Source organism: Candidatus Aminicenantes bacterium (genome assembly GCA_026393855.1).
Lineage (GTDB): Bacteria > Acidobacteriota > Aminicenantia > Aminicenantales > UBA4085 > UBA4085.
Window position 1 is genome coordinate 1 of the sequence record JAPKZJ010000048.1, and the last position, 25,805, is coordinate 25,805.

Annotated in this window: 23 protein-coding genes; 8 read left to right on the forward strand and 15 right to left on the reverse strand. The window is 63.4% G+C overall.

Translation table 11 applies throughout. The annotated features are described in order from the left end of the window. The 3 genes from NTZ26_05295 to NTZ26_05305 all read left to right on the forward strand — a co-directional run. A partial coding sequence (locus NTZ26_05295) for a hypothetical protein (GenBank protein ID MCX6559912.1) occupies window positions 1-1,423 on the forward strand: 1,423 nt, incomplete at its 5' end. Beyond that, window positions 1,420-2,472, forward strand: coding sequence for a hypothetical protein (locus NTZ26_05300; protein ID MCX6559913.1), 1,053 nt, complete (start codon window positions 1,420-1,422; stop codon window positions 2,470-2,472). The genes NTZ26_05295 and NTZ26_05300, both read left to right, overlap by 4 nt. Window positions 2,473-2,547: 75 nt before the next feature. After that, window positions 2,548-3,225 (forward strand): hypothetical protein, encoded by a 678-nt coding sequence (locus NTZ26_05305; protein ID MCX6559914.1) that lies wholly within the window; start codon window positions 2,548-2,550, stop codon window positions 3,223-3,225. A gap of 89 nt (window positions 3,226-3,314) precedes the next feature. On the opposite strand, the gene NTZ26_05310 is transcribed toward NTZ26_05305, so the two are convergent. The 11 genes from NTZ26_05310 to NTZ26_05360 all read right to left on the reverse strand — a co-directional run bounded on the left by NTZ26_05310 (window position 3,315) and on the right by NTZ26_05360 (window position 15,534). Continuing rightward, entirely contained in the window at window positions 3,315-5,981 is a 2,667-nt protein-coding gene (locus NTZ26_05310) for a DUF5916 domain-containing protein (GenBank protein ID MCX6559915.1), read from the reverse strand. Between the two features lie 97 nt (window positions 5,982-6,078). Continuing rightward, a complete protein-coding gene (locus tag NTZ26_05315; protein ID MCX6559916.1) occupies window positions 6,079-6,990 on the reverse strand; it encodes an outer membrane beta-barrel protein in 912 nt (303 codons plus the stop codon). 71 nt (window positions 6,991-7,061) lie between these two features. Then, the gene (locus tag NTZ26_05320; protein MCX6559917.1) at window positions 7,062-7,751 is read right to left on the reverse strand and encodes an ABC transporter ATP-binding protein; all 690 of its coding nucleotides are present in this window, start codon (window positions 7,749-7,751) and stop codon (window positions 7,062-7,064) included. A gap of 2 nt (window positions 7,752-7,753) precedes the next feature. After that, entirely contained in the window at window positions 7,754-8,956 is a 1,203-nt protein-coding gene (locus NTZ26_05325) for an ABC transporter permease (GenBank protein ID MCX6559918.1), read from the reverse strand. Between the two features lie 58 nt (window positions 8,957-9,014). Next, complete coding sequence (locus NTZ26_05330; GenBank protein ID MCX6559919.1) at window positions 9,015-9,650, reverse strand: hypothetical protein; 636 nt, start codon at window positions 9,648-9,650, stop codon at window positions 9,015-9,017. Continuing rightward, window positions 9,647-10,645 carry a hypothetical protein gene (locus NTZ26_05335; protein MCX6559920.1) on the reverse strand — a complete coding sequence of 333 codons (999 nt, stop codon included), beginning with the start codon at window positions 10,643-10,645 and terminating at the stop codon, window positions 9,647-9,649. Before NTZ26_05335 ends, NTZ26_05330 begins: the two co-directional genes overlap by 4 nt. Next, window positions 10,638-11,090, reverse strand: a complete 453-nt coding sequence (locus NTZ26_05340; protein ID MCX6559921.1) for a hypothetical protein — start codon at window positions 11,088-11,090, stop codon at window positions 10,638-10,640. Before NTZ26_05340 ends, NTZ26_05335 begins: the two co-directional genes overlap by 8 nt. Window positions 11,091-11,174: 84 nt before the next feature. After that, entirely contained in the window at window positions 11,175-12,185 is a 1,011-nt protein-coding gene (locus tag NTZ26_05345; GenBank protein MCX6559922.1) for a hypothetical protein, read from the reverse strand. Window positions 12,186-12,202: 17 nt separating this feature from the next. Then, a complete protein-coding gene (locus NTZ26_05350) occupies window positions 12,203-12,505 on the reverse strand; it encodes a hypothetical protein (protein MCX6559923.1) in 303 nt (100 codons plus the stop codon). 108 nt (window positions 12,506-12,613) lie between these two features. Beyond that, complete coding sequence (locus NTZ26_05355) at window positions 12,614-13,699, reverse strand: M4 family metallopeptidase (GenBank protein ID MCX6559924.1); 1,086 nt, start codon at window positions 13,697-13,699, stop codon at window positions 12,614-12,616. Between the two features lie 98 nt (window positions 13,700-13,797). Beyond that, complete coding sequence (locus NTZ26_05360; GenBank protein MCX6559925.1) at window positions 13,798-15,534, reverse strand: amidase; 1,737 nt, start codon at window positions 15,532-15,534, stop codon at window positions 13,798-13,800. 104 nt (window positions 15,535-15,638) lie between these two features. Here NTZ26_05360 and NTZ26_05365 point away from each other — a divergent pair, with 104 nt between their 5' ends. Beyond that, complete coding sequence (locus NTZ26_05365) at window positions 15,639-17,246, forward strand: L-lactate permease (protein MCX6559926.1); 1,608 nt, start codon at window positions 15,639-15,641, stop codon at window positions 17,244-17,246. Here NTZ26_05365 and NTZ26_05370 read toward each other — a convergent pair. Both NTZ26_05370 and NTZ26_05375 read right to left on the reverse strand, forming a co-directional pair. Continuing rightward, window positions 17,221-18,609 carry a glycosyltransferase family 39 protein gene (locus NTZ26_05370; GenBank protein MCX6559927.1) on the reverse strand — a complete coding sequence of 463 codons (1,389 nt, stop codon included), beginning with the start codon at window positions 18,607-18,609 and terminating at the stop codon, window positions 17,221-17,223. The two genes, NTZ26_05365 and NTZ26_05370, sit on opposite strands and share 26 nt — an antisense overlap. Then, the gene (locus NTZ26_05375; protein ID MCX6559928.1) at window positions 18,606-19,367 is read right to left on the reverse strand and encodes a glycosyltransferase family 2 protein; all 762 of its coding nucleotides are present in this window, start codon (window positions 19,365-19,367) and stop codon (window positions 18,606-18,608) included. The genes NTZ26_05370 and NTZ26_05375 overlap by 4 nt, the downstream gene beginning before the upstream one ends. A gap of 209 nt (window positions 19,368-19,576) precedes the next feature. On the opposite strand from NTZ26_05375, the gene NTZ26_05380 reads away from it, so the two are divergent. The 4 genes from NTZ26_05380 to NTZ26_05395 all read left to right on the forward strand — a co-directional run bounded on the left by NTZ26_05380 (window position 19,577) and on the right by NTZ26_05395 (window position 24,075). Next, a complete protein-coding gene (locus NTZ26_05380; protein MCX6559929.1) occupies window positions 19,577-20,350 on the forward strand; it encodes a tetratricopeptide repeat protein in 774 nt (257 codons plus the stop codon). A 137-nt stretch (window positions 20,351-20,487) separates the two neighbouring features. After that, window positions 20,488-21,078 (forward strand): DUF4230 domain-containing protein, encoded by a 591-nt coding sequence (locus tag NTZ26_05385; protein MCX6559930.1) that lies wholly within the window; start codon window positions 20,488-20,490, stop codon window positions 21,076-21,078. Window positions 21,079-21,086: 8 nt separating this feature from the next. After that, complete coding sequence (locus NTZ26_05390) at window positions 21,087-22,055, forward strand: DUF4230 domain-containing protein (GenBank protein MCX6559931.1); 969 nt, start codon at window positions 21,087-21,089, stop codon at window positions 22,053-22,055. Window positions 22,056-22,068: 13 nt separating this feature from the next. Beyond that, entirely contained in the window at window positions 22,069-24,075 is a 2,007-nt protein-coding gene (locus tag NTZ26_05395; GenBank protein ID MCX6559932.1) for a hypothetical protein, read from the forward strand. 7 nt (window positions 24,076-24,082) lie between these two features. Here NTZ26_05395 and NTZ26_05400 read toward each other — a convergent pair whose 3' ends face one another. Together NTZ26_05400 and NTZ26_05405 are read right to left on the reverse strand one after the other, a co-directional pair. After that, window positions 24,083-24,922, reverse strand: coding sequence for a class I SAM-dependent methyltransferase (locus tag NTZ26_05400; protein MCX6559933.1), 840 nt, complete (start codon window positions 24,920-24,922; stop codon window positions 24,083-24,085). A 217-nt stretch (window positions 24,923-25,139) separates the two neighbouring features. Next, complete coding sequence (locus NTZ26_05405; protein ID MCX6559934.1) at window positions 25,140-25,553, reverse strand: hypothetical protein; 414 nt, start codon at window positions 25,551-25,553, stop codon at window positions 25,140-25,142. Window positions 25,554-25,805: the final 252 nt, after the last annotated feature.

The window sequence follows — 25,805 nt, forward strand, 5'->3', positions numbered from 1 at the left end:
TTGCCTGGCCGTCCTTAGCTCCGGCTCGGGCGCCAGGTCTCAAAGCGTTTCAAGTTTACGGGTCAGGAATCTGGACGAAACGAAGCTCCTGGCCGACACCTTCCGGATCGACATCCGCACGATCACGGTCCGACTGGTTTACCACCCGGAGACTTTCCGGGTCGACGGCGAAGCGACGCTCGTCTTCGTCATGCGGCCCGGCCAGACGCGGCCTCTTGTCCACTTCGACCCGGAGACTCGGGGACGATCCATCCAGGCCGTCCGGCTGGACGGGGAGCCGCTCGATCCCGCGAACACCGTAGCCGTTCGCATCGTCGAGTTTCCCGGCACGACGCAAAAGGCCGTCGAATTCCAGCGCGACCTGGCCGAGGGCGTCGAACATATCCTCGAGATGAGCTACACTTTCACCCAGCCCGAGGGCTACCCTCGCTTTTCGACCGAAGTCAACGACCTGGACGGCCACGGCAACGAGGAGATCTTCCCGACCTTGAACTCGCCCGAAGAGCTGGCCCGACACGAGATCACCCTGGTCGTCGACAGCCCGAGCCCGTACCGCTGCATCGGCTCGGGCTGGGTGCGGCCGATCTCGGCCCAGCCCCAAACCTGGATTCTCGACACCGAGCGGGAAGTCGCCTCGTACACCGTGCTCTTCGCCCTCCTGCCCCAAGCCGATTCCGCTCTCGACGAGCGGACGATCGCCGGAGTTCCGGTCCGGATCATGGCCTTCAATGCAGGGGCTCGGCCTTCCATCCCCGTCGCTTATGACAAGCTCAACGACTGGCTGCCCAAAATGATCACGGAGCTGGGCCCCTTTCCCATGCCTCGCGGCTTGAGCATCTTTCTGGTCAGCGGGGGAGGCGGAATGGAATATTTCGGAGGCACGATCTCTTCGCTTTCGGTGCTCCGGCATGAGATTACCCATATGTATTTCGGCTGCAGTCTCATCGCTCGTACGTATCGGGACTCCTGGTGGGACGAAGCGGCCACCTCCTGGTATGAGATGACTTATCAAACCACCTTCGCCGTCCCGGGGGCCGAATTCCGGACCAACATCGTCGGCGGCCGGCTCCCCATTGCCGTGGGCTTCGATGCCCGAGCGTATCGGGAAGGCGCCCAAGTCATCGAGGCCATGGCCAGGCAAGTCGGCAACCGGGCAGGATTGACCCGGTTTTTCAGTTTCCTATACCAGACCCGAGCTTTCTCTCCTTTCAGCACGATGGACCTGGCGGAGATCTTCCGCCTTTACTCGGGATATGACATCAGCCCGAGCTTTCAAAGATGGCTATACTGGGGCGAAGGGATGAGCGCCGTCGCGCCCCTCGATTTAAGTCATGAGCAGACCCTACCGGACCTGACGCCGCCTCGCGTCCTTCTTGAAAAATATCGAATCGCCGCAGCGGCTAAAAAGGGAGGCCGGCCATGAGCCGCCGCGCTTTCCGGCCGGCTTTGTTATTGGCGGCGGTCATGGGTATGGCTTTGGCGATCCCCTCCGCCGCGCAAATCATGCCCCGGAAAAAGAAGCCGGCCGTCCAGCGCACCTTCCTGCAGCGGTTCTCTCTGGAAGCCATGGGCGGCTGGGCTCTGGCGGGGTTGGCGGATCTCAATCTGTTTTCGGATTATTACGCGGGATTTGACGATTATTATTATCGGCTTCAATTCGAACGCGCGGCGGCCCGACAAGGAAGCTGGTTTACGTATTCGACTGTCGACGGCATCGAGGGCGAGTACCCCCGGCTACGCAACTTGTTCCCAGCCGGCGCCCGGCTGGCTTATGAAGTGGACGATAGATGGTCCCTATTCCTAGGCTTGTCTTATATTTCGGGCCGCTCGAGCGTCCCGGGTTCCGCGGTGGTTGACGGCCGCAACCTCAACCCCGATACCGTAGAAATGGTGAATATCTATCGGCTGGAGATCGAGTATCCGGTCCATCGCTTGGCCGTCAGGGCCTGGGCGCCGACCCTCGGCGCCCGATTCAGGTTCCCCATATCCAAAAAGGTCGACCTCTCGGCCTATGTTGCGGCCGGGTGGATGTGGGCTCGGTTCGCATGGGATTGTGAGCGAACCCAAACCACGACAGACGAAAAATCCCATTGGAGTCGATCTGTCTACGGAGGTTCGGCCAGCGGGCGCGGAGCCGGTCTGATCGTGGAAACGGGCGGCCGGCTTCGTGTGGGGCTATCGAACAGATTGGATGCTTTCTTGGAAGCCGGATGGGCCTATCGCCGCGCGAGCGGAGCCAAAGGCGATTTCACCTACCGAAGCGGGCACGCCGACGACAACTCCACCCCCTATGAAACGACGTCCGTCTATCGGGATATCGAGTATTGGGTGAAAGATTATCATATTAATAATACCTGGGGCAGCTGGACATACTCGAATGTCTATGTCGGCGTCTATACTCCGCCGTCGCGGCCATTCCTCCTCGATCTTTCCGGTCTGGAGATGAAAGTCGGCTTGGCCTGGCGTCTCTGAACGACAGCCGTGACCGCGCGATCTCCCCTTGGGAGGCGCCCAGTTATGCTAAGATGGGGGTCGGAAAAGAGCTTCATGAAGCCTTCCTGGCCCCAATTCCCCCGACCGACGAAGCTCGGCGACGGCCGCTCCTGGACGGCGGCTTTCGAGAGCTTCGATCAGCGCAATGAGGATGTTTATTACTACATCCTCGTCAGCGAAGAGGGCCGCGACCCGAACGGTTTCTTCGTCCGTGTGACGGTTCCCCCCGAAGGGGAGGAATCTGCCGGGCCCGCCTTGCGCGGCTTTCTGCGACAGGAGCTTCATCGCCTGGCCGATGAGGGCCGGGCCAACACCGAATACAAAGGCTCGCTCGTCGGCTGGCAGGCGGCCGAATGGCTCAAGGCACGCCGGAAGCAGGGCCGGACGCCCGAGCCGGTTCCGGCGGCGGCCGAAGCCGGGGCTTCCGCGCTCCGAGGGCGGCTCTATACCAGCGCCAACGGGCGCTTGTCCTTCGAGATGGCCGACGAGCCGCAGGAGGCGATCTTCCCGCTTCTTCTATTTTTGGAGCGGCGCTTCGGGCTTGATTCCGCATCTCCGATCTTCGGCCTGGACGGGGTCTATTCCGAGGGCACAATCGAAGGGACGAAAATCGTCGTGGGATACGATAATTGGAGCGGCTGTTTCATCCAGTCGTTCGATAACGCCGGCGATCGGCTGGTCCAAGCGATGGGGGAGGCCCTCAATGCCCGGGAAGATCAGAAAACCAACTAAGCCCCTATCGGACGGCTCGAGTCGATCATTCGGTAATTGCGCGAACACCCGGGCGTAGGAGACTGACGCCCGCTCGATCGCCCGCCGTCTCACAGTTGGAAGCAATATGAGAATTTGACCAGGAAGACGTCTTGCGGGTGCGTGTCGAACAGCCCCTGGACGTCGCGGCCGTAGTCGAACGAGCCTTCCATGAGATAGCCGGTGCGGCCCTGCGACCAGACGAGATACAGGGCCGAGCCCGGCGTATACTCCCAGCGCACAACCAGGTTGGAGCGGAACTGCCGGAAGCTGAAGTCGGGATTGGCGAAGGCGTAATCGGCGGCGCCGTCCCCATTCTCATCCACGACATATTGGGATCCGGCCGCGTCATAGGAAGCGCTTCCGCCGAAAAGCCGGAAACGATCGTCCATGGACTTGGACCTGGGGTTGGTGATGCGCTTGAAATCCCGATAGCGCCCCGCGGACACGAAGGGCATGCCGTAGTATTGAACGGTCAGGTTCGGGGTCAGGCTGTAGTTGAGCCGCAGCGTCAGGCCCAGCGTCTTCTGTTCGATCGTCCCGAAGATGTAGCGGGGATCCGCGCCAATCGCCTGCGTTCCGACGTACTGGAGGATGTTATGGCTCCGCTCGTACATCGGCATGATCGAGATCTGGAAGGCCGAGCTGGGGATGATGGTCAGACCCGGCTGGAATTGCACGTCCGAGCTGTCGCCGTTCCCTCGGCCGAAGGCCCCGCCCATCACGGATGCGCGGATCTTCTTCCGCATGTCGGTCTCGATGTTGAACCAGGTGCTGTATCCGGACGGGAAGCGCAGGGAGGGACCGCCGCGCAGCGAGGATGCGGAGATTGACTGGCCCTGGATGTTGTAACCGAACCCCGCCCGCCAATAGTTTTTGAGATTGAAGTTGAGGTTGATGTTGCCGCCCTTGAAGATGGTCTCGCCGCCAAAGTTGTACCCCGACCATTCGTTGAAGTTGATGTTGACGCTGCGAAACGGCCCCCAGGGCTCGTAGATCCGGTAGCCGGCCCAGACATATGGCATGGCCACGTCCGTCTGCCGCAGATAGCCCACGTCGTTGAGCTCCAGGCCCGGCGAGCGCCAGGTGACGCCGGCGACGTAATTCCAATGCCCGCCGCCCTGCTTGCCCAGCTCGATATTGCCGCCGGTGCCCATGAGAAAGGTGCGGGATGGGTCGAGGCTCAGATAAGCGGCGTCGGGCCGCTGAAAGTAATGGGTCGGCGAAAGCTGGGTCTCGAGAATCGCCCGCGTCGTTCCTTGGACGCGGCTGACCACGCCTTTGAACGAGACGTAGTAGTTCTTATTGTTCCAAGTGTGGAGGAAATCGATTCCGCCCGAGTAGGCCGCGCCGTGCAGAAAGTCGAGGGCGCCGTCGCCGAGCCGGCGGTTGACGGCCGTGACCATGCCGCCCAGGATCGTCTGTCCGCCGTTCCAGTCCTGTTGGCCGCGCAGGACGAAATAGCTGGTCAGGGGCTCGACGGGAATGTCGCCATAGATGCCGCCGGCGAAGATCGAGGCGCTTTCCCGGGATGTCACGCTCTCCAGGAGCCCGAGCGAGAATCCGGACTTCGTCTTGCCGGACAGCTTGAACGCGCCCAGGATGGAGGTCGAGCCGGGCTGGTCGGCAAATCCGTCGACCGCAGGGGCGTAATGCGGCTCGCGGCCGATACGCCGGGAGTAGAAGAGATTGTCCTGGGCGAAGTCGCCGTCGCCGCCCATGAGCTGAAAGTTGTAGATGTTGCGCCCCTCGACGAAGAAAGGCCGCTTCTCCTCGTAGAATGTCTCGTAGGCGGTCAGGTTGACGACGGACGGGTCGGCCTCGACCTGGCCGAAATCGGGGTTGATGGTGAAGTTCATGGTCAGATCGCTGGTCAGACCGACCTTGCCGTCGACTCCGCCGAGCAGGGACTGCTTGCCTCCGGTCGCGAAGGGATTGCCGGGCACGGCCCGTTGGGACTGCAGGCTGCCTACGGTGTAGGGCATGATCTCGATCTGGTGAGGGGCCGCCAGTCCCTCGAGCCCGTGCATCTCCCCGAAGAGATGGACGATCCCCGAGGCGTTGCGCGGAATGAGCTGCCAATCGGACGACTCGTTGTTGCGGAAGAGGTTGCGGCGGACCTGCAAACCCCAGATTTGGTCGTCCTTGGGGCTGAAGCGGATCTGCGACAGGGGGATGCGCATCTCCGCCGTCCAGCCGTCAACACCCGCCGCCGTGGCCACGTCCCAGATGGGATCCCAGCTCATGTCCTCCTCGTTGCCGTTGGACTGCCCGTCGTTGACCAGAAGCTGGTCGGACTTGACGCCTGCCGCGTTGACGCTGAAGACGAAAGCGGTCAGGTGATCGAACAGGCTGTCGACGGCCACCGTGATCAGGTCGCCGTCGGCCTGGTCCCGCCGCGACATGCGCCGCTCGATCTTGCCGGACTGGGAATCAGAAGCTCGGACTCCGACGTAGATATGCTTGTCGTCGTAAAGAACCTTGAAGGCGGTCTGTTCCGAGGGATCCCGCCCTTCGTAGGGTTGGCTTTGGATGAAACCGTCCCCCCAGGCGGCCTTGGCCCAGGCGCCGTCATCCAGTCGGCCGTCGATCGCGGGAGGCGCGGACTCGATACGGACGGCGGTATAGCTCTTTTTAGATGTCGCGGCGGAGCCGTTCGGGGCTTGGGCCGCGCCAAGGGGGGCGGCCAGAGCGACGGCGAGGAGTGCCGGAATAAAGGTCTTACGGACGTTGGGCATGATCAACCTCGGACGGGCAAATGGGGGACGTCATGGATATAGACTGGCCGACCCCGGAAAAGGTTGACCAAAGATCGAAAAAAGAGATCGCGAAAGATCAGTCCGCCTTGGCCCCTCCGAAGTGCAGGAAGAACCCGACCGAGAACTGGAAGAACGAAGGGTTGATCTTCATCGTCAGGGTCCGGCCGCGGGCGGCGATCTCGTCCAGCTCGGCCTGGCCGAAGGGCCGATCGACGATCTTGTTGTAGAACATCCCGTCATAGGTCCCCTGAACGAAATTCCAGTTGATGGATTTGCCCGGGCAGTAATAGTACCGGACGTCGGCCCGCAGCGAAGTGGTCGGGCTCGTCTCGATGTCCAGGCCTGCGCCCAGGTTGGCCCCGATCATGGTCCATTTGGTGTCGGGGATCTCGATCTTGACCGGAAGAGCGTCGACATATTGGGTCACGACATAGTTGGGATCGACGAAAACAGATTCGATGAGGTCGACGCCGTAGCCGAAGGTCGATTCAGCCCGCATCGAGTTCTGGAATAGCGAAACTCCGGCCGAAAGCACGCCCTTGACGCTTTCTTCGCCCAGGCGGCAAACCAGGTTGAAGGAGAACGGAATGGCGGTCAGGCTCCCCGTATCCGTGAACTCGCGGGACTTCAGGTTGTCCACGTCCGACTTCCACAGCCAGGCGAACTGGTAATAGGAGGTGTTGGGGTTGGTTTCGTGCATTCCGCCCACTCCGAGCTGAAGGCCCAAAACGGGGCTGAAGTAATAGGTGGCGAAGACGCCGCCGGTCAGGCCCAGCTTGTGCAACGCTTCGATGATGAAAGTTTCTTCGACTTTCGTCACGTTGTAGTCGCTCCAAGACACGCCGTAGCTCGAGGTCCAGGTATTGGCCCCGAACGACAAGCCTCCGTAGAGACCGATCTCGAACGGCCGTTTGGGGGACGCTTCTTGGGCCGCGGCCAGGGAAGCGACCGCCAGCAACAGGATCAGGGCAGTCGGGTATTTTTTCATGAAAAGGATACTCCTTGCTTTAAACAACGTTTGCCCATGATAGATCGTTGCAACGGAAAGTCAAGCCGGGCTCATACCGCAATGCGGCCGTCCATGAGGGAAATCGTCCGATGCGCGATCTTGGCCAGGGCGGGGTTGTGGGTGACCAGCAGTACGGTCAGCTTCTCCCGCTCGTTCAGGCTGCGCAGGATCTCGCCGATCTCGGTGCTCCGTTTGCTATCGAGGTTGCCGGTCGGCTCGTCGGCCAGCAGGATCTCGGGCTTGTTGACCAGGGCCCGGGCGATGGCCACCCGCTGCATCTCGCCGCCCGAGAGCTCGGAGGGACGGTGGTTGACCCTCTTGTCCAGGCCGAGGAAGGTCAGGATCTCCATCGGGTCGGCTTGGGCCTCGGCCTTGCGGAAGAAGGTGAAGGGCAGGAGGACGTTCTCCCAGACGGTCAGGGTCGGGACCAGGTAGAACTTTTGGAAGATGTAGCCGAACACGACCCGCCGGATCTTGGTCAGGGCGGCCTCGGACAGGCAGGTGTTCTCGGAGAAGACGGTCCGGCCGCCGATCTTTAGGCTGCCGGAGGTGGCGTTGTCGAGGCAGCCGAGGATGTTGATCAGGGTCGTCTTGCCCGAGCCGGAAGGGCCGATGAAGGAGACGAACTCGCCCTTGTCGATGGTCAGGGAGATGTTGTCGACGGCGACGATGTCCTCGGCGCCGCGCTTGTAGACCTTGCGCAGATTGACGGCTTCCAAGGCCGGGATTTCGGTGGCCATGATCATTCTCCTTCGCTGCGGATCGATTCGAGGGGCCGGACGCGGGAGGCCTTCCAGGCCGGGTAGATCCCGCTGAGGAGCCCGATGACCAGGACGATGCCCAGGGTCATCAATCCCAAGCGGCCGTTAACGATGACCAGGCTGCCGGTGGGCGTATAAGGCAGGAGCCGGCGGATGAGCAGGTCGGTCAGCTTGGCCAAGCCGAAGGAGAATCCGACTCCCAAGGCGCCGCCCAGAACGCAGAGGATGACCGTCTCGGTCCAGATCATCCGAAAGACATCCCAGGGCATGGCCCCCATGCTCTTGATGATCCCGATCTCTTGGAAGCGCTCGAAGACCGACATCAGGATGGTGTTGACGACCCCCAGCATGGCGATCAGGATGGCGATCAGGGCGATGGAAAAGACCATGACCTTGGCCGTCGAGACGAGCGACATGATGGTCGTCTTGACCTGGGCCATGCTGACGACCTGGACGTCGGGCAGCTCATAGAGCTTGTTTTCCAAGGCCACCATATTGGATTCTTTGTGGACTTTGATGCCGACGGCCGTGACTTTGCCTTCCTGGGCGAAGTCCTTCTGCAGGGTCCGGATGGGGATGAAGATCGTGCCGTCGTCCTGGGTGCCGGAGCGGGCCAGAATACCGACGACCGTATACTCGATGTTCTTCTCGGGGACTAAAATCTTGTCCCCGATCTCACGCTGCTCGAGCTCGGCCGCCTCATAGCCCATGACCGCCTCGCGGCCCAGGGGGTCCTTGAACCAGACGCCTTGTCGGAACTTGAGGAAGGCCTTCATCTCGGGGTAGGAGCCGGGGTCCACACCCAGGTAGGCGCTGATGCCTCCGGTCTCGCCCTTGTTGGGGTCGAAGACGGCCTGCATCAGCATCGGGGTGATGCGCTCGACCTCGGGATTTTTGAGGATGTCGGCGAAGACCGATTCCTGCATATAGCGCAGGCCGGTCCCGCCCTTGAGCATCATGGTTGCCGCCTCGTAGGGGCAGCCTTTGGCCGTCAGCAGAATCTGAAAGCCCATGTTGTCGATGTCCTTGTTGAGGGCCGACTCGTAGCCCTTGTTGAACCCGAACAGGCTGGTCAACACCCAGGCCGACAGCCCGATCCCGAGGATGGTCAGCAGCGTCCGCGTCTTCTTGCGCAGGAGGTTCTTGGCCGCTACCTGATAGATGGATATTTTTTTAGCGTTCATTCCGACTCCTTGGTGATCATGCCGATCCGGCCCGGTCCGGCCGGGACGGATGGATCGATCATTTGACGTTCGCCCCGCCCAAGAGGAAGACGTCGCAGAGGATCAGGTTCTTTTTGGCGCCGCGCAAGGCGGCCTTGAAGTCGTCTTCCGCGGAAGGGGCCGGATTCTTGACCGCGGCCAGGCGCGTTCCCGGCTTGACGGCTCCGACGGCCGGATCGTAGGCTTCGAAATCGGCCAGGGTCAGGCCGACGAACTGCTTGCCGAAGGCCGGATCACGCAGCTGTCCGGCCGCCTGATTGGTCAGCTTCTGGAAATAGAAGGCCTGGATGACCCCCTTGAGGTCGAGGGCCAGGAAGACCTGGATGCCGCCGTAGCGGCCCTTCTGGTTGACGCCGTGGATGTAGCCGACGAGGTCCGTCCCTTTGTAGATCCGGTACATCGTGTAGGAGACGTCGATCGTTTCGTATAGGCCTTGGAACTTGTCGCCCAGCTTGGCTTCGACGCGGCGAAGCAAGGCTTCCCCCCCGGCCCGCTGGAGGGAGACGTACTCGGTCTTGAAGGAGGTCGCTCCCGGGAAGAGCCGCTTGACGTCGCGGTCCGGGTCGTTCAGCTCGCACCCTACGGCGGCTAGGAGGCGAAGGACCGCGGCGGCTCCCAGGAGCAGGGCCAACGCCACGCCTCGTCGGATTCTCAAAGGTTCAGCCCTTTGTAGAAATAGACCTGAAAGACGATCCGGGCGTCTTTGGCCTCGGTGTCGTAGACGGCGGCCGTCCGCAGGGTCCAGTCGGGGTGCAGAAGATAGGTCGCCCCGGCCGAGACCTCCAGCCGAGTGATGTTGTTGACCAGGATGACGGCCGGCTGAACCTCGATCTTGAGCCTGTTCTCCGGCAGCAGGCCGTACCCGATCCGGTAGAGGGCGGCGAAGGCGCCCCGGTCGTCTTTTTGCCCGCCGGCCACCTCGACCCGGTGCTCGACGTTGTTGTGGAGCCAAGTCAGATCGATGGCGGCCATGGCGAAGTTGATCAGCCGATCGCTGAAGACGTTGGTCCCGGCGGCGTCCACGAGCTGCCCGTATCCCAGGGAGAATCCGCCGCTGGCGTTGTCCTCGTTGAGAATGCCCGTGCCGATGCGGCCGGCCAGGAAGTACCCGCCGTTGAACTTGGTGGTCATGCCCGAGCCGGTGGTCAGCGAGACGCCCCAGTTTCCGTTGGCGGTATCTTTTTCGAAGCCCAGGCCCCAGTCGCGGTCGAAGCCGAAGCCGGACATGGCCAGGGGCTGGATGAGCAGACTGTGGCTGTCGAGCGCGGCCGAGAGTCCGAACCGCGGCGTGTTGTGGCCGATCCAGATGTCGGCGACCTTCGTCTTGAACTTGAGGTAGGCGTTGTAGATTTGCGGCTCCAGGGCCTTATCCCCGTCCGGGTTCCAGGCCAGCCGGGCCTGGAGCGAGAGCACGGCAATATCGCCCGAGGGGCCCGAAAACCGCTGGACATAGTCGAAACCCAGGCTGGGCTTCTGCATCGACTCCATGGCTGACGTGGAGTAGAAAATGGCTTTCTTGGCCCCGCTCGAATAGCCCCCGATGCCCTGGACCTCGAAGTAGAGCAGGGCCTTGGTCGCCAACAGAGGGGTTGCCGCCGCGAGAAGGAAGGCCGCCGTCAGGCCGGCAGCCCAGCGCTCCCGTTTAGACATCGAACCGGATGCTCCCGTGGAAGACCGGCTTGCCGTTGAGCCAGAAGATCAGCCGGATCTCCCAATCCCCCGGCATGACCACGTTGACGGGGAGGAGGTAATCGTTCTTCTTGTTCAGCCGGAACTCGACGTCACCCGAGTCGTGGGCCCCCCGCATCGAGGGCATGTCCGAGCGGCCGGTGGCCTTGAACGGGACGACCTGGTCGTTTTTTTTATCGAAGACCTGGATCTTGAGGATGCTCATGCCCATCTTGGGCTTCTCGTTGAACTCGTATTTGAAGTAATAGGCGTCGTCGATGGGGCACTTTTTGCCGGGCCCGGGGACCGGCTTCCAGACGATCTCTCCCTGGGCGGCCTGGGCGGCGGATCCGGACGCCAGGACGGCGGGCAGGGCGGCGGCCAAGGCCAGGGCGGCCAGCCCGGCGACGAGCGATCGATTGCGCATAGAGGGCTCCTTCGTTATAGTCGACTATTTCTATAAGAATATATGATAGCCGAGCCGCGGCTCCGAGTCAAAGCGCATCGCCCGTCAGACGATCCGGGCCAGGACGAAATCGAGGTGCTTCTGGGCGGCGCGGTGGAAGTGGACCCAGGCCGAGTCGTAGAAGCCGTCCTCGAGCCGGAACCACATCCGCCGGAAGGAAGCCCGGCTCTTGCCGTCCCAGCGGACTTTGGTGGCGTCGTCGAAGGCCTCGATCCGCCAGCGGAGCTTGTCGTAGCGGAACGGGAGCCCGTCGAAGAGCGATCCAAAGGCCTCCCGCCAGCCGTCGCCGTCCCGCTTCGCCTCGTCGGGCGAACGGAACAGGCTTTGGAGCCGCCCCTCGATCGCGGCCCAGGTCCAGATGGCGACGGAGGGGTACGGCTTGGGCGCTTCGAGGAGGCGCTCGTGGATCCGGCGGGCCGCCTGAAGGAAGAGGACGGGGTTGTCCCGGACGAAAACCCGCCGTCCCGAGGCCCGTCTGTAGCGCCAAACGAGGTGGGGAAGATCGGGGTAGGCCGAAGCCTGGGGATGTCCGATCCGGGGCAGGATGTCGAGCAGAAGACTGTTCCAGAACGGCCGGACCCAGCGGCCGTCGCGGCAGATCGCCAGGGCCGAGATGTTGTTGATGCGATCCCTCTTGCCGGAAAAATGCTGATGGGCCCAGGTGTCGGCGAAGGCGTGCAGGGCGATGCCGATCCGGCACAGTCCCAAGACGCCGGCCGGCTCGGCCAGGGCGCCGTCCAGGACGAGATTGGCGAACGGCGAGTCGGCGGTCGTCTCGAAGTGCGGATCGGGGAGCAGATCCGGGGCGAACGGTTGGGCGGGCAGGAAATGAAAGGGCATATAGATCTTCTTCTGGACCGACCAGCTGAAGACGTGCAGGCCTTCATGGGCCGTCCGGACCGGATCGAAGAGGAAGCTCCCGACCCGGATGGGGCCGCTTTCCGTGGCGTCATCGACGTATTGCGAGGCGGTGGCGATGGTCAAGGCGTCGTCCGGCCGGAAGCCGGCGGCCCTCGCCAGCACGGCGACGGCGTAGTAATGAAAGACGGTGTCCATCGCCTTTTCGTTCCCGGTCAGGAATCGATCATTTTTTCGAGGACGAGCCAGGCGGGCCGGAATTCCTCGGGCACGGCGGATTCGTCGAAAAAGAACCGGACGCTCCCTTCGGGGGTCTCCATCGCCACTTCGTATTTCAGGATGTCCGCCCCGCCCTTGGCGTGATAGCGCCGGCCGTGCAGGGCGGAGGCGGGAATGGCCGAGAGCAGGGCCTCGAGCTCGCGGGCCGGAGCGGGGGGCATGGCCGCCGTATCGACGGCCAGGGTCTTGTTGAGGAGCGGGCCCGCGAACCCGCCCGAGCGCCGGATGGAGATCTTCATGCCGGCTCTTATTCTAATCCCGATCGGCCAGTCCAAGCCAGCCCCGGCCGCGTCAGGCCCGCGCTTCTCTCGTTTCCGTGACGCTCGACCATCTCCCGGAAATGGGATTTAAGATTCTTTCTTTAAGCGCTTCGGTCGTGCGGGGGATATGCCGACGGCCTTCCAGGCCGCCTTGACGGCGGCGGCCTGCGGGCTTTTTGGGCCGTGCAGGGCGGCGGCGACTTCGCACGATGTCTCGGCCGCGGCGGCAAAATCGGCCCGCCGCCCCAGCCGGCCGAGGGTCCGATACCAAACCGGGCCGAGCGTCTCCCAGGCCCGTCCGCCGATCGCCAGGGCGGCCAGATAGAAGGCGTGGTTGGGGATGCCCGAGTTGATATGGACGCCGCCGTTGTCGTCCGGGCCGTCGTCGTAGTCCCGCATCCGCTTCGGCTGCGGGTCGCTGCCGAAGATCGGGTCGTTGGCGTAGGCTTTTTCGGCCTTGAAAGTCCGGATCGCCTTGACTTTGGTCCGGGGGCCCATGATCTCGGCTCCGATCAGCCAATTGGCCGAGGCCGCGGTCTGCCCCAGCCGGCGCTGCTTGACCAGCAGGCCGAAAACGTCCGCGAAATGCTCGTTCAGGGCGCCGGGCTGGCCGTAATACTCGAGGTTGGCGGCGTGGGCGATCACCCCGTGCGTCAGCTCGTGAGCCACCACGTCCAGGCTGCGGGTGAAGCGGCGGAAGAGCTTGCCGTCGCCGTCGCCGAAGACCATCTGCTCGCCGTTCCAAAAGGCGTTGGTGTAGCGGCGGCCGTAATGGACGCTGGCCAGGAGGGCCATGCCGTTATCGTCGAGCGAATCGCGATCGAACAGGGCTTTGAAAAAATCGTATGTGGCTCCCAGGTGCCGGTAGGCTTCGCGGCCGGCCGTATCGCGAGGCAGGGGCGAGGCGCCCTCCCGGATGAGGAGCCGGCCCGGCAGGGGAAAGGATTCGCCGCCCATGTCGTAGATCAGCCGTTCCCTGCCCTTGGCGGGCGAGGGGATCGCGGCCATGATCGGCATGGCCGACAGCGCCGTGCGCAGGGCGCGCAGGGAGGCCGACATCCCGATGGCCTCGAAGGCGGCCTTGCGGAGGGCTTCCTCGGCGGCTTGGGCCAGCCGTTCCAGGATGTAAGGCGGCAGAAAACCTTGGTTCGCGGGCGCTAGGAAGCGCATCATTCCCCCCTTGGACGGATCGCGGTTCCCTTTCGGGTCCTTAGAAAATCCAACACAAATTGAGTCGCCCGGCCAGGGCGAAAATTGAAGGCGGCCGCGGGTCAGAGCTTAGGCCGCCGAAGATGGAAGTCCGTCTTGCCCTGGAAAGCGTGGGCCAGCAGGAGGATGTCCTCTTCGCCGAAGAGGCGGCCGGTGAAGCGCAGGCTGGCCGGCTGGCCCTGGGCATTGAATCCCGGCACCAGGTTGATCTCCGGGTGGCCGGTCAGGTTGGTCACCCCCAGCTGGCTCCCGATGAAAAGATCGATGCCGTCGAAGACCTTGGCGAAGGCCTCCATCAGCCGGTAACGGGCCCGGTTGGCCTGGATGTACTGTACGGCCGGGACGAATTCGTGAAGGCGCAGCGATCCGACCCAAGAGCTGCGCTCGGGATCGGCCGTCATCTGGTCGAACCGGTCGCTGCGGACCAGCTCGTCGAAGGCGGCCGCGGCCTCCGTTGTCAGGACGAAGTCGATCGGCGCCGTATCGAACCGGGGCATCTCGATCGGGACGAGCTTGACGCCGAGCGACTTGATGACGGCCAGGGCTTCGAGGCTGGTCTTGCGGGCTTCCTTCATCCGCTCCGCCCGCTGGGGATTCTGGGGATCGACCGGGATGTCGCCCTCGTAATCGGACTTGACGTAGCCGACCCGCAAGCGTCGGACGTCCCAAGTCGCGTCCCAGTCGAAGGGCGCGTCGATGACGTGATTGTCCTTGCCGTCCGGACCGTTCACGGCATGCAGGACGAGGGCGCAGTCCTCGGCTGTGCGGCAGAGAGGGCCGAGCTTGTCCATGGTCCAGCTTAAGGCCATGGCCCCGTAGCGGCTGACCCGGCCGAAGGTCGGCCGCAGGCCGGTGACACCACAGCGGGCGGCCGGGGACATGATGGAGCCCCGCGTCTCCGAGCCGACGGCGAACCCGACCAGCCCCGCCGCCGTGGCCGAGGCCGGTCCGGCGGAGGACCCGCTCGATCCGTTGTTGGGGTTTGTCGGGTCCCAGGGGCTCTTGGTCTGGCCGCCGAACCAGCGATCGCCCATGGCCAGGGCTCCGAGCGTCAGCTTGGCCACCAGAACCGCCCCGGCTTCCGATAAGCGGGTGAAGACGGTCGCATCGACGTCGATCGTCTGGTCTTTGAAGGGCGAGGCGCCGAACGTGGTCTTGTATCCCTTGACGGCCAAGAGGTCTTTGGCGCCCCAGGGGATGCCGTGCAGCGGGCCGCGGTAATTCCCCGCCTTGATCTCGGCGTCGGCGCGGGCGGCCTGTTTGAGAGCCAGCTCCTCGGTCAGGGTCACGACGCAGTGCAGGACGGGGTCGTATTTCTTCAGCCGCTCCAGGTAAAGCTTGGTCAGGTCGGTCGACGTGACCGTCCGGCTTTTGAGGAGCTGGGCCAGGTGGGTGACGGACAGAAAGGCGAGATCCTCGTCGGTCTTGGGCTTGGCGACCTTGGGTTTGGAGTACTTGAAGACGCCGCGCGACAGGGGCGGATGCTGGCCCGGGAGGAGGGGATTGAAGACGATTGCGGGAGGGGCATCGTTGCCCAGCTTCATTTCGCGAAGGGACTGATAGTTGGCCGTCAGGCCCCCCTTGCGGCTCAAGGCGTCGGCGATCTTTTTTTCGGCTTCGGGCGAGAGCGAGATCCCGGCCACCCGGGCCGCCTCGTCGACCATGCCCAGGGTGATCTGCGGCGAATCCTGGGCCTGGGCCAGCAGGGCGCCCGGCAGGAGGGTGGCTCCCAATCCGATCGATGAAAAGTATTCGAGGAACCGCCGCCGGTTGAGAGCCAGGGGATCTTCGTTTTTCATTCGGCCACCGTCCTTGATTCGAATCGGAGCGGCTTAAGCATATGGAAATCGAGGGGAAATTTCAAACCCGGCGGAGGTATAATCCCCGGCAAGGAGAGCCCGCGATGCCCTGGAATCAGGCTTATGATCCGCTCGGCCATTGGCTCCTGTCGTCGCTTCTGGCCGCTTTGCCCGTGTTTGTCCTGCTCGGATCGCTGGCGTTTTTTAGGATTCGGGCGCATTGGGCGGCCCTGGCCGGGCTGGGCGCGGCCCTGGCGGCGGCGATCTTCGGGTTCGGGATGCCGGCCGGGAAAGGCGCGGCCGCGGCGGCCTACGGCGCCGCGTATGGACTCTTTCCGATCGGCTGGATCATTCTGAACGTCATCTTCCTCTACACCCTGGTCGACGGCAAAGGCTTGTTCACGACGATCCGGACGAGCCTCGAGGGCGTCACCTGCGATCGGCGGCTGCAGCTGCTTTTGATCGCCTTTTGCTTTGGCGCCTTCTTCGAGGGCGCAGCCGGCTTCGGGACGCCGGTGGCGGTTTCCGCGGCGATCCTCATCGGCCTCGGATTCAAGCCGCTGGCCGCCTCGGGCTTATCCCTCATCGCCAACACCGCTCCGGTGGCGTTCGGCGCCCTGGGAACGCCGATCGTCGCCCTGGCCGGGGTGACGGGCCTCGATATCCGCGCCTTGAGCGCTATGGTCGGCCGCTTGCTCCCGCTCTTTTCCCTGCTCATCCCGTTCTGGCTGGTTTGGGCTTACGCCGGTTTTAGGGGCATGGCCGAAGTTTGGCCGGCCCTGGCGGCGGCGGGTATTTCATTCGCCGTCCCCCAGTATTTAATAGCCACCTATCACGGACCCTGGCTGGCGGGCGTGGGGGCGGCGGCGGTCTCGATCGCGGGGCTGGTCGGTTTTCTCAAGATCTGGCGGCCCCGCCGCATCTATACGGGCGGTGACGAGCCGGCCGTGACTGGGACCGCGCCGGCCGCGAAAGGCGAAATGGTTCGAGCTTGGGCACCCTGGCTTATTTTGAGCTTGGTCGTTTTCGCCTGGGGCGTGCCGGCCGTCAAGAAATTCCTGGACGGGATTTCCATCGTCCGGATCGCGGTTCCCGGATTGGACAAGCTCGTCCTCCGCGTCCCGCCTGTCGTCGCCGCCGCCGCGCCGGAGCCCGCGGTATTCGTGCTGAACTGGCTATCGGCTACGGGATCCGGGATTCTTTTCGCCGCCCTTCTCGCGGCCGCCGTCATGGGCTATCGACCCCGGGCCGTACTCCGCGCCTGGATCAAGACCCTGAAGCGGGTTCGGTTCTCGCTGCTCACCGTCGCGGCGATGATGGCCGTCGGCTTCGTCACCCGCTACGGCGGACTGGACGCGGCCATGGGGCTGGCCTTCGCCCGGACCGGCGTTCTCTATCCCTTCTTCGGAACCCTTCTAGGCTGGCTCGGCGTCGCCCTGACGGGATCCGACACCTCCTCCAACGTGCTTTTCGGCAGCCTGCAAACTATCACCGCCCGCCAGCTCGGGCTCGATCCCGTGCTGATGGCCGCGGCCAACAGTGCGGGCGGCGTCATGGGCAAGATGATCGACGCCCAGAGCATCGTCGTGGCCAGCACGGCGACGCGCTGGTACGGGAAAGAAGGGGAGATCCTGCGCTACGTCTTCTTCCACAGCCTGGCGCTGGCGTCGCTCATGGGACTATTGGTCATGCTTCAGGCGTACGTGTTTTAAAACGGCGTTCCGTCGCCGCGGCCAGCAGGAATCCGACGAGCGGCAGGTACCCCGGCAGGGTGCCGAGAAGGTAGCGGGCTTCGTAGTGGAAGAACATGTGAAGCAGGATGTAGTAGAGCGGGATATGCAGGAAGAACAGCGCCACGGCGAGTTTTTTGCGGCGACCGAGAATAATGACGGCGGCGATGGCGAGGGGGAATAGCAGCGATGCCGAGAGGGTGCCCAGGATCATCCCCAGGATGCGGCCGGGCCGACTGCGGGCATAGGCCTTAAAACCCGCTTCTGGATTGTCGGCTTTGAACTTGCTCCAACTGGTCGAGTAGGCCGCGTCGCCGCCGTTGCCGTAGACCATGACCGTGCCGAAGAGGAGCTTGCGGGCGGTGCGGGCGGCGTAGGCGAGAGGCGCGGCCTTGACTGAAGCAAAAAACTCCTCCCGGCAAATCTCTTCCAGGCTTTGTCCCGTCGCCGCCATTCGATCCCGGAGGTGGTCCTGGAAGCGCTCCTCTTCGGTCGAGTAGAAGGCCCGGACTTGATTGCCGAGCCAAAAGCGATACCAGAACAGGGGCGGAATCACTCCGGGTTCATGGCGATGGGCGCGGACATAGGCTTGATAGGGATACACGGCGGCGCCTACGATGGCGGCCGCCAGGAGGACGAACACGATCGCAGTCCGGAGCTTGATCTTGCGCAAGAGGAACAAGGCCGCGGCGGCGAAAAACGGATACAGGAGGATGTTCGGCATGAAGTAATAGCCGAGCCCCGTCGCGGCGCAGAGGAGGGCGAATGGAAGCCAGGGCCGGCGGCTTTCCCGGCCGCCTTCGAAGACGCGGGCGGCCAGGAACGCCGCCGCCAGCATGACGTAAAGCAGGATGATGTCCTTGTAGGGGATGACGCTGGCCCGGGCCTCATGAAAGAGAAAGGCGAAGACCAGGACGCTCCCGATCGCGGCCCGCCGGCCGAAGAAGCGTCGGGTCAGCGTCCAGAGCCCCCAGGCGGCGATGAGCTCGAGCAGGATCTGCAGGAGCTGGGCCCAGAGCCAGAGCCGGCTGCCGCTGAGCTTCCAAAGACCGGCCAGGAGGAAGGCGTAGCCGGGGACTTCCTTGATGTAGGGGAGCCGGGCGGCGTCTTTGAGCTCGTAGGTCGCGGGATCGACGAACCGGTCGGGGTCGGAGGCCGAGACCACGGGAGGCTGGACGGCGGGGACGGAAACGCCGTGCCCTTCGAGCAGGCTGATGGCTGCAAAGGCCTGTTCGAATTGAGTCGACGGCCCGCTGAACAGCCGATCGCGGAAGAGACCGAAATAGGCCAGCCTGACGGCCAACACGACGGCCAGGAGAATCAGGAGCGTCTTGCGGTCTTTCACCGGCCGGCTTCTCCTGCGGAGGCGTCCTGGTCGCGCCGGTGGAGGCGGCGGATCCGCCATAAATCAAGGAACATCGAGGCCGAAGAACGGAAGAGCCGGACTTTGCTCTGGGGGGAGTTGTTCCAGACGACCGGAACCTGGGCGATGCGCCAGCCCCGCCGCCTGGCGACAAAGAGGGCCTCGACGTCGAAGCTGAAGCCGCGCGTCTTGAGCCGGGGGAAGATGTCGCGGGCTGCTTCGCGGCGGAAAAGCTTGAATCCGCATTGGGTGTCTTTGATGCCCCGCAGGACCAGCAGACGGACGAAAAAGTTGAAGGTCTTGCCCATCCCTTCGCGGCAGCGGCTTTGGCGGATCCGGATGTCGGACTCGGGCAGAGCCCGCGAGCCGATGACGATATCGAAATTGCGATCGAGGAGCGGCAGGAGCTTCTCGACCTCCTCGATCGGGGTCGAAAGGTCGGCGTCGCTGAACAGCACGAGCCGGCCGCGCGAGGCCGAGACCCCCTCGGCGACCGAGAAACCCTTGCCGCGGTTCTTGCCCCGCCGCAAGATCTGGTCGCCGCGCCTGCCGGTGAGGCATGCGGCCGCCACTTCGCAAGTCCGATCCCGGCAGCCGTCGTCGACGACGATGATCTCGGAGGCGTATGGCCGCGACTCGAGGTAGGCCCGCACGGCGTTCAGGCTGGCCCCGATGCGCGCTTCCTCATTGAAAGCGGGGATGACGACGGATAGGTCGATTTTGGGTTCGACGGAAATCATGCCGTCAACATCCTAGCATATTTCCGGCTCGTTCGTTCTGGGCGGCCCGACGCCAAGCCGCTTCACCAACCTGCCCAGAACGGAACTATTATTTTAAAGTGCCAGTCAGGTCCGGCTTGGGGTCGCCCCGGGGGCGCGGGACCGAGCCTTGTTGCGCAAGGCAAGTCTCGATCGTATAATGGATGTGCAAAGCATCGATAGGGCTTAAAATGAGAAAAATCAGCATTTTGGCAATGGGATTTCTCCTCCTGGCCTTAACGATTCCGGCCGTCTGGGGCGGACAGGACGAAACGGCACTGGCCCAAAAATACAAGCTCCTGGAGAATTCGGTCCAGAAGGCTCAGAAATATCTGGATCAGGGCAAGCTCGATAAGTGCGACGCCGAGCTGGCCGCCTGCTTCGCCGCGATCCCGGATCATCATGCCGCGCTCCACGTCAAAGCCCAAAGGCTCTACAAAGAAGGGAATTTCCAAGCCGCGCTGGCGGCCATGGATGCGGCCAAGGCCGGCTTCAAGCGGCTGGACGAAGCGATCAAGCGGCTGCAGGCTCTCAAGCTGGACAAAGACATGAATTCCGCCCGGGCTATGGCCGACGCCGAGCCCGATCTTGAAGCGCGCGCTGCCCAGACCAAGTGCAAGGAAGGCCTCTATGCCGGCGATGTCATGGTCAACCAGGGCCGGATCAACCAGAAAGGCGAGGAATTGAAGCAGGGGCTGATCACGGCCGAGGAAACCTCGCCGGCGGAGTACTATTATTTTGCGGGCAACTGCCAGTTCAAGCTGAAGCTTTATACCGACGCCGAGCAGTCCTACCGCGCGGCCCTCAAAGCGGCTCCCGGCCACTCGAGCGCTGCCACCAACCTGATCAATCTCCTGTTCATGCAGAAAAAGCTGGACAAGGCCCGGACCGTCCTGGCCCAGGCCGAGGCCAATAAGGCTCAAGTCCCCCCGGGCTTGAAAAAGGCCGTTCTCGAGGCCAAATAGTCGGTCCGCCCCGATTTTTCCATCATTTATCGTATAATAGGGGTGAGCCGACGCGGCGTCCGCCCTAACGATCCCGGCCGAATCGGCTGGATCGGTTAGGACGGTCGAAACGTCCGCCGCGCTTGGGGAGGGAGAATATGAGGAAAGCCGTCGTGGCGGCGCTTTTGGCGTCGTTTCTCCTGCTCTTGGCGTCCGGGTGCGCCCCGGCCGACGGGAAGAGCGTCCTGCTCAACCGGCTGAAGAGCGCCGCCAAGCTGGCCACCGTCAAGTTCACGTTCCATAAGATCGTTTGGGGCGAGAAGGAGAAGCGCGTCTTCATCAAGCTCAAGAACGCTTCTTTCCTGGCCTTCTCCAAGGTCGAGATCACGGCCGGGATCGACCTGGCCAAGATTAAGGCTTCGGATGTGGACGTCTCCGGGAACACCGTCCGCGTCAAGCTCCCTCCCGTCGAAATCGTGGCCTATTCCTATCCGTTCGAGAAGGTCGAAGTCGACCGCAGCTATACCTCCAGCCGCTTCCTCAACCCCATCCGGCTCGAGGACATGGAGGAATTTCTCCGCCTGGCCGACGCCGACGTTCGCCGCAGCCTGGACGGGCTCGGCCTGCGCAAGCGGGCCGAAGCCAACACCCGGGCCCTTTTGACTCGGGTCCTGATCCGATTCGGCTTCCAAGTCGTCGACTTGGAGTTCACGGACGCGGGCCCCTTGACCTTCAAGGCCTACGAGTGAGGAGCGCCATGAGAGAACGACGCCCCCGCCCGCCCCATTCTGCGGCCGCCTCCTTCCTCAAGGCTCTGCTCTGGACGGCGGCCGTACTGTTGGCCGGATTTCTGGCCATGCGCTATGTCTTTCACCTTGATTTCGGGTTCTTCCGCGAGACTCTGACTTTCAAGCCCACCGCCCTGACCCTGGACGACGTCAAGGCCGTGGAATATCTCATCACGGCCGAGTACTACGGCGAGGTCATCGGCACGGCCCGCAATTATTTCGTCCGCACGGCCGTCCCCGAGGCCGAGAAGGTTCTCCTGCGTCTGATGAACGAGTCCAATCCGGCCGGGCTCGTGCTGACCCCGGGCGAGGAGCTGCTGTTGGATGCCGTGCGCGGCGCCCTGATCCGGCGCGGCATCATGAATCCCCGGCTGGCCGAACGGTCCTTCGACCGGGCCTATCTGATCACCCTGGTCAAGCCCGAGCTCATGGACAACCGCTTCACGCCCGCCTTCGCCGACCTGATGGTCGAGTCCCTGCTGGCCCGGCGCGACCTCGCCTATCTGGCCCGCGGTGTCGTCCAGGCCGGCTACGATCTGGCCAAGATCGGCCCAGCCGGGTTCTTCCTCTGCCCGGTCACCGGGACCGTTTTCATCCAAGCCGAGCCCGAGATTCTGAGCAAGGACATCAACCCCTGGCTCATTTACGACGAAGCCGGAAAAGTCTTCGTCAAGGGCTTCGAGATCATCTCCCAAGCCGGCATCGATCTCGAAGCCGACGACGCCATCGAGTTCATCAAGGCGGTCAAAGAGGAATGCCGGCGACGGCTGTTGGACGACGCCCAACGGGAGGGGATTCGCGAGCGGGCCCGGTCATCGGCCGAGGAAACGCTGGCCAATCTCTTCCGGATGATCGATCCCTCGATTAAGGCCGTCGTCCTCGTCCCCCCCGATGAGTTCGCGGCGGCCAAGGCGGGCTGCGCCCCGGCCGCGAAGTGAGTCGCTGATCCCTTTGAGGAGACTGCGCCGAATATTCACGGCCGGGCTGATCCTGGCTTTCGCCGTCCCGGCGGCTCCGCAATCCCGACCGGTCGTAGGCTTGCCTTTGCAGATCACCGTCTGCTCCGTCTCGCATGACGACAAAGACGCGGGCGCGAAGCTGGACCTGCTTAAGAGCTTGGGAGTCACAAGCATCCAGACGTACGTCTTCTGGAACAAGGTGGAAAAGGCCCCGGGGGTCCTCGACTGGTCGGAATATGACGCGGACGTCGCTCTTTTTAAGGCCCACGGCCTGAAATGGGTTCCTTTCGTCATCGCCGGGCCTTGGTACGTGACGCCCGACTTCGTCCGGACCGACCCCGGGATGACGATGTTCCGCTGCCTGGAGCACGGGCGCGACTCGGCAGTCCCATCGTTGTGGAGCCCCCGGTTGCGCGAATACGTCCGTGCTTACCTTGGGGCGTTCGCCGCGCATTTCCGGCCGGCGGGTGTGCTGGAGTCGGTCAACCTGGGGATTTCCGGCGATTACGGGGAGGCCATCTATCCCGTCCTGGGGAATTGGCCGGGCGAGTACCATTCCCATCCCGGGTATTGGTGCGGAGATGCTCTGTCCGCCGCCGATTTCCGCGCGGCGATGAGCGCCCTCTATGGGGACGACATCTCCGCGCTCAATCGGGCCTGGAAAAGCGGTTTCGCGTCTTTTGCCGAAATCGCGCCTTTCCTTCCGGACCGGGCGCCGTCCGAGCGGGCTTTCCAGGAATTCCTGCGCTGGTACCGCGGGGCGATGACCGACTGGTCCGATTTCTGGATGGCGGCCGCGCGGGAGGCGTTCCCGGGCGAGGACATCTACCTCTGCACCGGGGGCGACATGGCCCCCGAGCACGGCTCGGATTTCAGCGCCCAGGCCAAGGTTGCAGCGGCCCGGGGCGGATTCCTGCGTATCACCAACGAGGCCAGCTCTTTCCCGATGAACGTCCGCCTGACTCGGCTGGTCGGCTCCGCCTGCCGCTTTTACGGCGCCGGCTTCGGCCACGAGCCGGCCGCTACCGTTACACCCGTCGGCACCCTCGGCCGGCTCTTCAACGCCGTGACGTCGGGCGCCCGTCAGCTCTTCCTTTACAACACGCCCGAGCTGATGGGCGAGGCCGGCGGCGTTCCGGCGGCGGGGCGGGGGGGAGAGTTCCTCCGCGATTATGCGTCATTTCGCCGGACCGCCGAGCCGGTGATCGACGTCGCGCTCTATCATCCTCTTCCCACCTCGCGGCAGACCGGGGCGAACCGACAGGACTGGAGCGAACTGGCCGCCAACCTGCGGCGGTTCGTCGACTGCGATTTTCTGGACGATCGGATGATCGGAGACGGGGCGCTGGCCGGGAAGTCGGTTTTGATCCTGGCCGGGGCCGGCATCATGGATGCCCCCGTGGTTGCGACGATTCGCGCCTGGGTTGAACAGGGCGGCACCTTGTTCGTTTTGGACTGCCGTCCGCCCGATTGGGACGGGAGCACGGCGGGGTTCGACGGCCTGGCCGGCTTCACGCCCGAGACGGACGAGATCCGGGGCATCACCGAGATGACGGTCGAGAGGCCGGGCGTGCTCCCCTCGATCGCGTCGCTGCAGGGCCTGTTCCTGACCCGGGCCTTCACCGGCCTGGCCTCGGACATCCGGCCCCTGTTGGCCATGCGCTACGCTCCGCAGGGGAAGGGGGCCTGGCGCCGGGCGATCGGCCGCGGTACGGTCTTCGCCTATTACGGACCGATGGACATGCGGCAGGAGGAGCAGAGCTGGATCGAAGCCCAAAACCTCCCCCTGCGCTTCCTCAAGGACGGCATCCGCGCCGCTGTCGCGGGGGGGATTCTCAAGCGCGAGCCGGCCAGCCTGAACCTCTCCACACCCGACTTGTACTTTGTCGAGACGACGGACGGCCTCTGGGCGCTCAACATGGGGAACGAAGCGCGGCGCGTCGGCGCGCCGAAGGGTGAGATCGAGGTGCCGGCCGCCTCGATCCGCCGGATCCGCTGATTCCGTCCTAGCGTTTGTAGAGAAAGACGCTGTGCTCGGTGCCGTCCTTGAGGGGGACGACGGCCGACTCGACTTCCTTCTTTTCCCAGCCGGGGATCATGTAGTTGTGGGTGACGATGAACGTCCCCGGCTTGAGCTCTTTCTCCAGCTTGGGCCGCAGGAGGGCGTTCGATTCGGGGAGAAGATACATGGTCACGACCGTGGCGGGGGAGAGGTCCACCTTCATGACGTCGGAGGTCTTGAACTTGACCAGATTGTCGACCATGGCGCCCTCGGCGTTGGCTTTGGATTCGCGGATGCGGGCCGGCTCGATGTCGATCCCGACGCCGTGGGCGCCGTAGACCTTGGCCGCCGTGACCACGATCCGCCCGTCGCCGCAGCCGATGTCGTAGACGACCGAGCTCTGGCCGACCTTGGCCAGGTCGAGCATCTTGATGATGACCTCGGGCGCCGTGGGGACGAAGGGGGCCAGATCGACCGCGTCTTCCTTGCCGTGGGCCCCGACCCAGATGTCCACCTGGCCCCCCGTGCCGATCCGGAAGGAGTAGGCCCGGCCCGGGTAGAGCGAATAGGTTATTTCCCGGCCGTATTTGAGGTAGCCGACGACAACGATGCCCGGCGCCGGAAAGCGGTGGAGGGACTCCGGCTTGAGCGTATAGGCCTGGGGCTTGTCCTCCGAGCCGTAGGGCCGGAGGGTGTAGGCGAAGGGCTTGTCGGTGACGTTGCGGATGGTGATCTCGTGGGCCCCGACGCCCAGGGCGGGCGCCTTGTCCTGCCCGGCGGGAAGGGAAGCGGACAAGGCAGCCAAGAGGATTGCAAGATAGGCGGCGATGCGATTGCGTTTCATGGATATTTCCTTGTGGCGCGGCTGGAACACGCTCTCAAGTTAGCGAAACCAGAGATGGGTGTCAAACGAAGGCGCATCCGAAAGCTGCTGCTTCAGCTCGAGCCTAGAAACAGCAAGAGCCGACCCTTTCGGATCGGCTCCGCGCCCCTTCGCCGAAGCTAACGGGGGAAGTTCTTTCATGAGAATAGCCGGAGTCGTGGCGGAGGTCAAGTGCGTTCTAACCCTTACGCAAGAGCGCCTCGAGCTTCAGCAGAATCGCCGTCTGATTTTTCAGTTCCTGCATCTGTTCGTCCTGCAGGGTGGCCAGATACGTCAGCGTGGTATGGTCGGTATCGGCTTTGGCTTCGTTTTGAGATTGGATCACGTTCTGGCCGACCATGATGATCGGCAACAGGACCAACTGGAGCACGGTTTGGGCGATATAGGTCACCCAGATCATGATGCTCCCGGATTTGATGACCGGCGGCAGCATCAGAAGATCAATCAGCAGGAAGGCGTAGGCGCACCACATCGTGCCGACGCCCTTGGTGATCTTGACCGCGATCCGATTGTTGAGCTTGGCGAGGCCTTTGAATTCCCTGGCGGCAAGCTCCCGGGGATGCAGGACGAAGGGATGCTTTTTGGTATTCACTGAAAATCTCCTTACCGGGGATCTCCCCGCTTCTTCATGCCGGAAGTGTAGGGTCGGCCCCCGGCGGCGTCAAGAGCGCGGTGAAAGGAGCCGGAGAGAGGGACGCTCCGGCTGTCGGTGGATGTGATCGGCCGCTATGCCCGAGCCTCGGATTTCAAAGGCGATTGGACGGAAATCGCAACTTCCGGCGGTAGGACAAGCCAGGCCAGCGGGTCTGATCGATATTTCTACTATTACGAGTACATGGAGAAT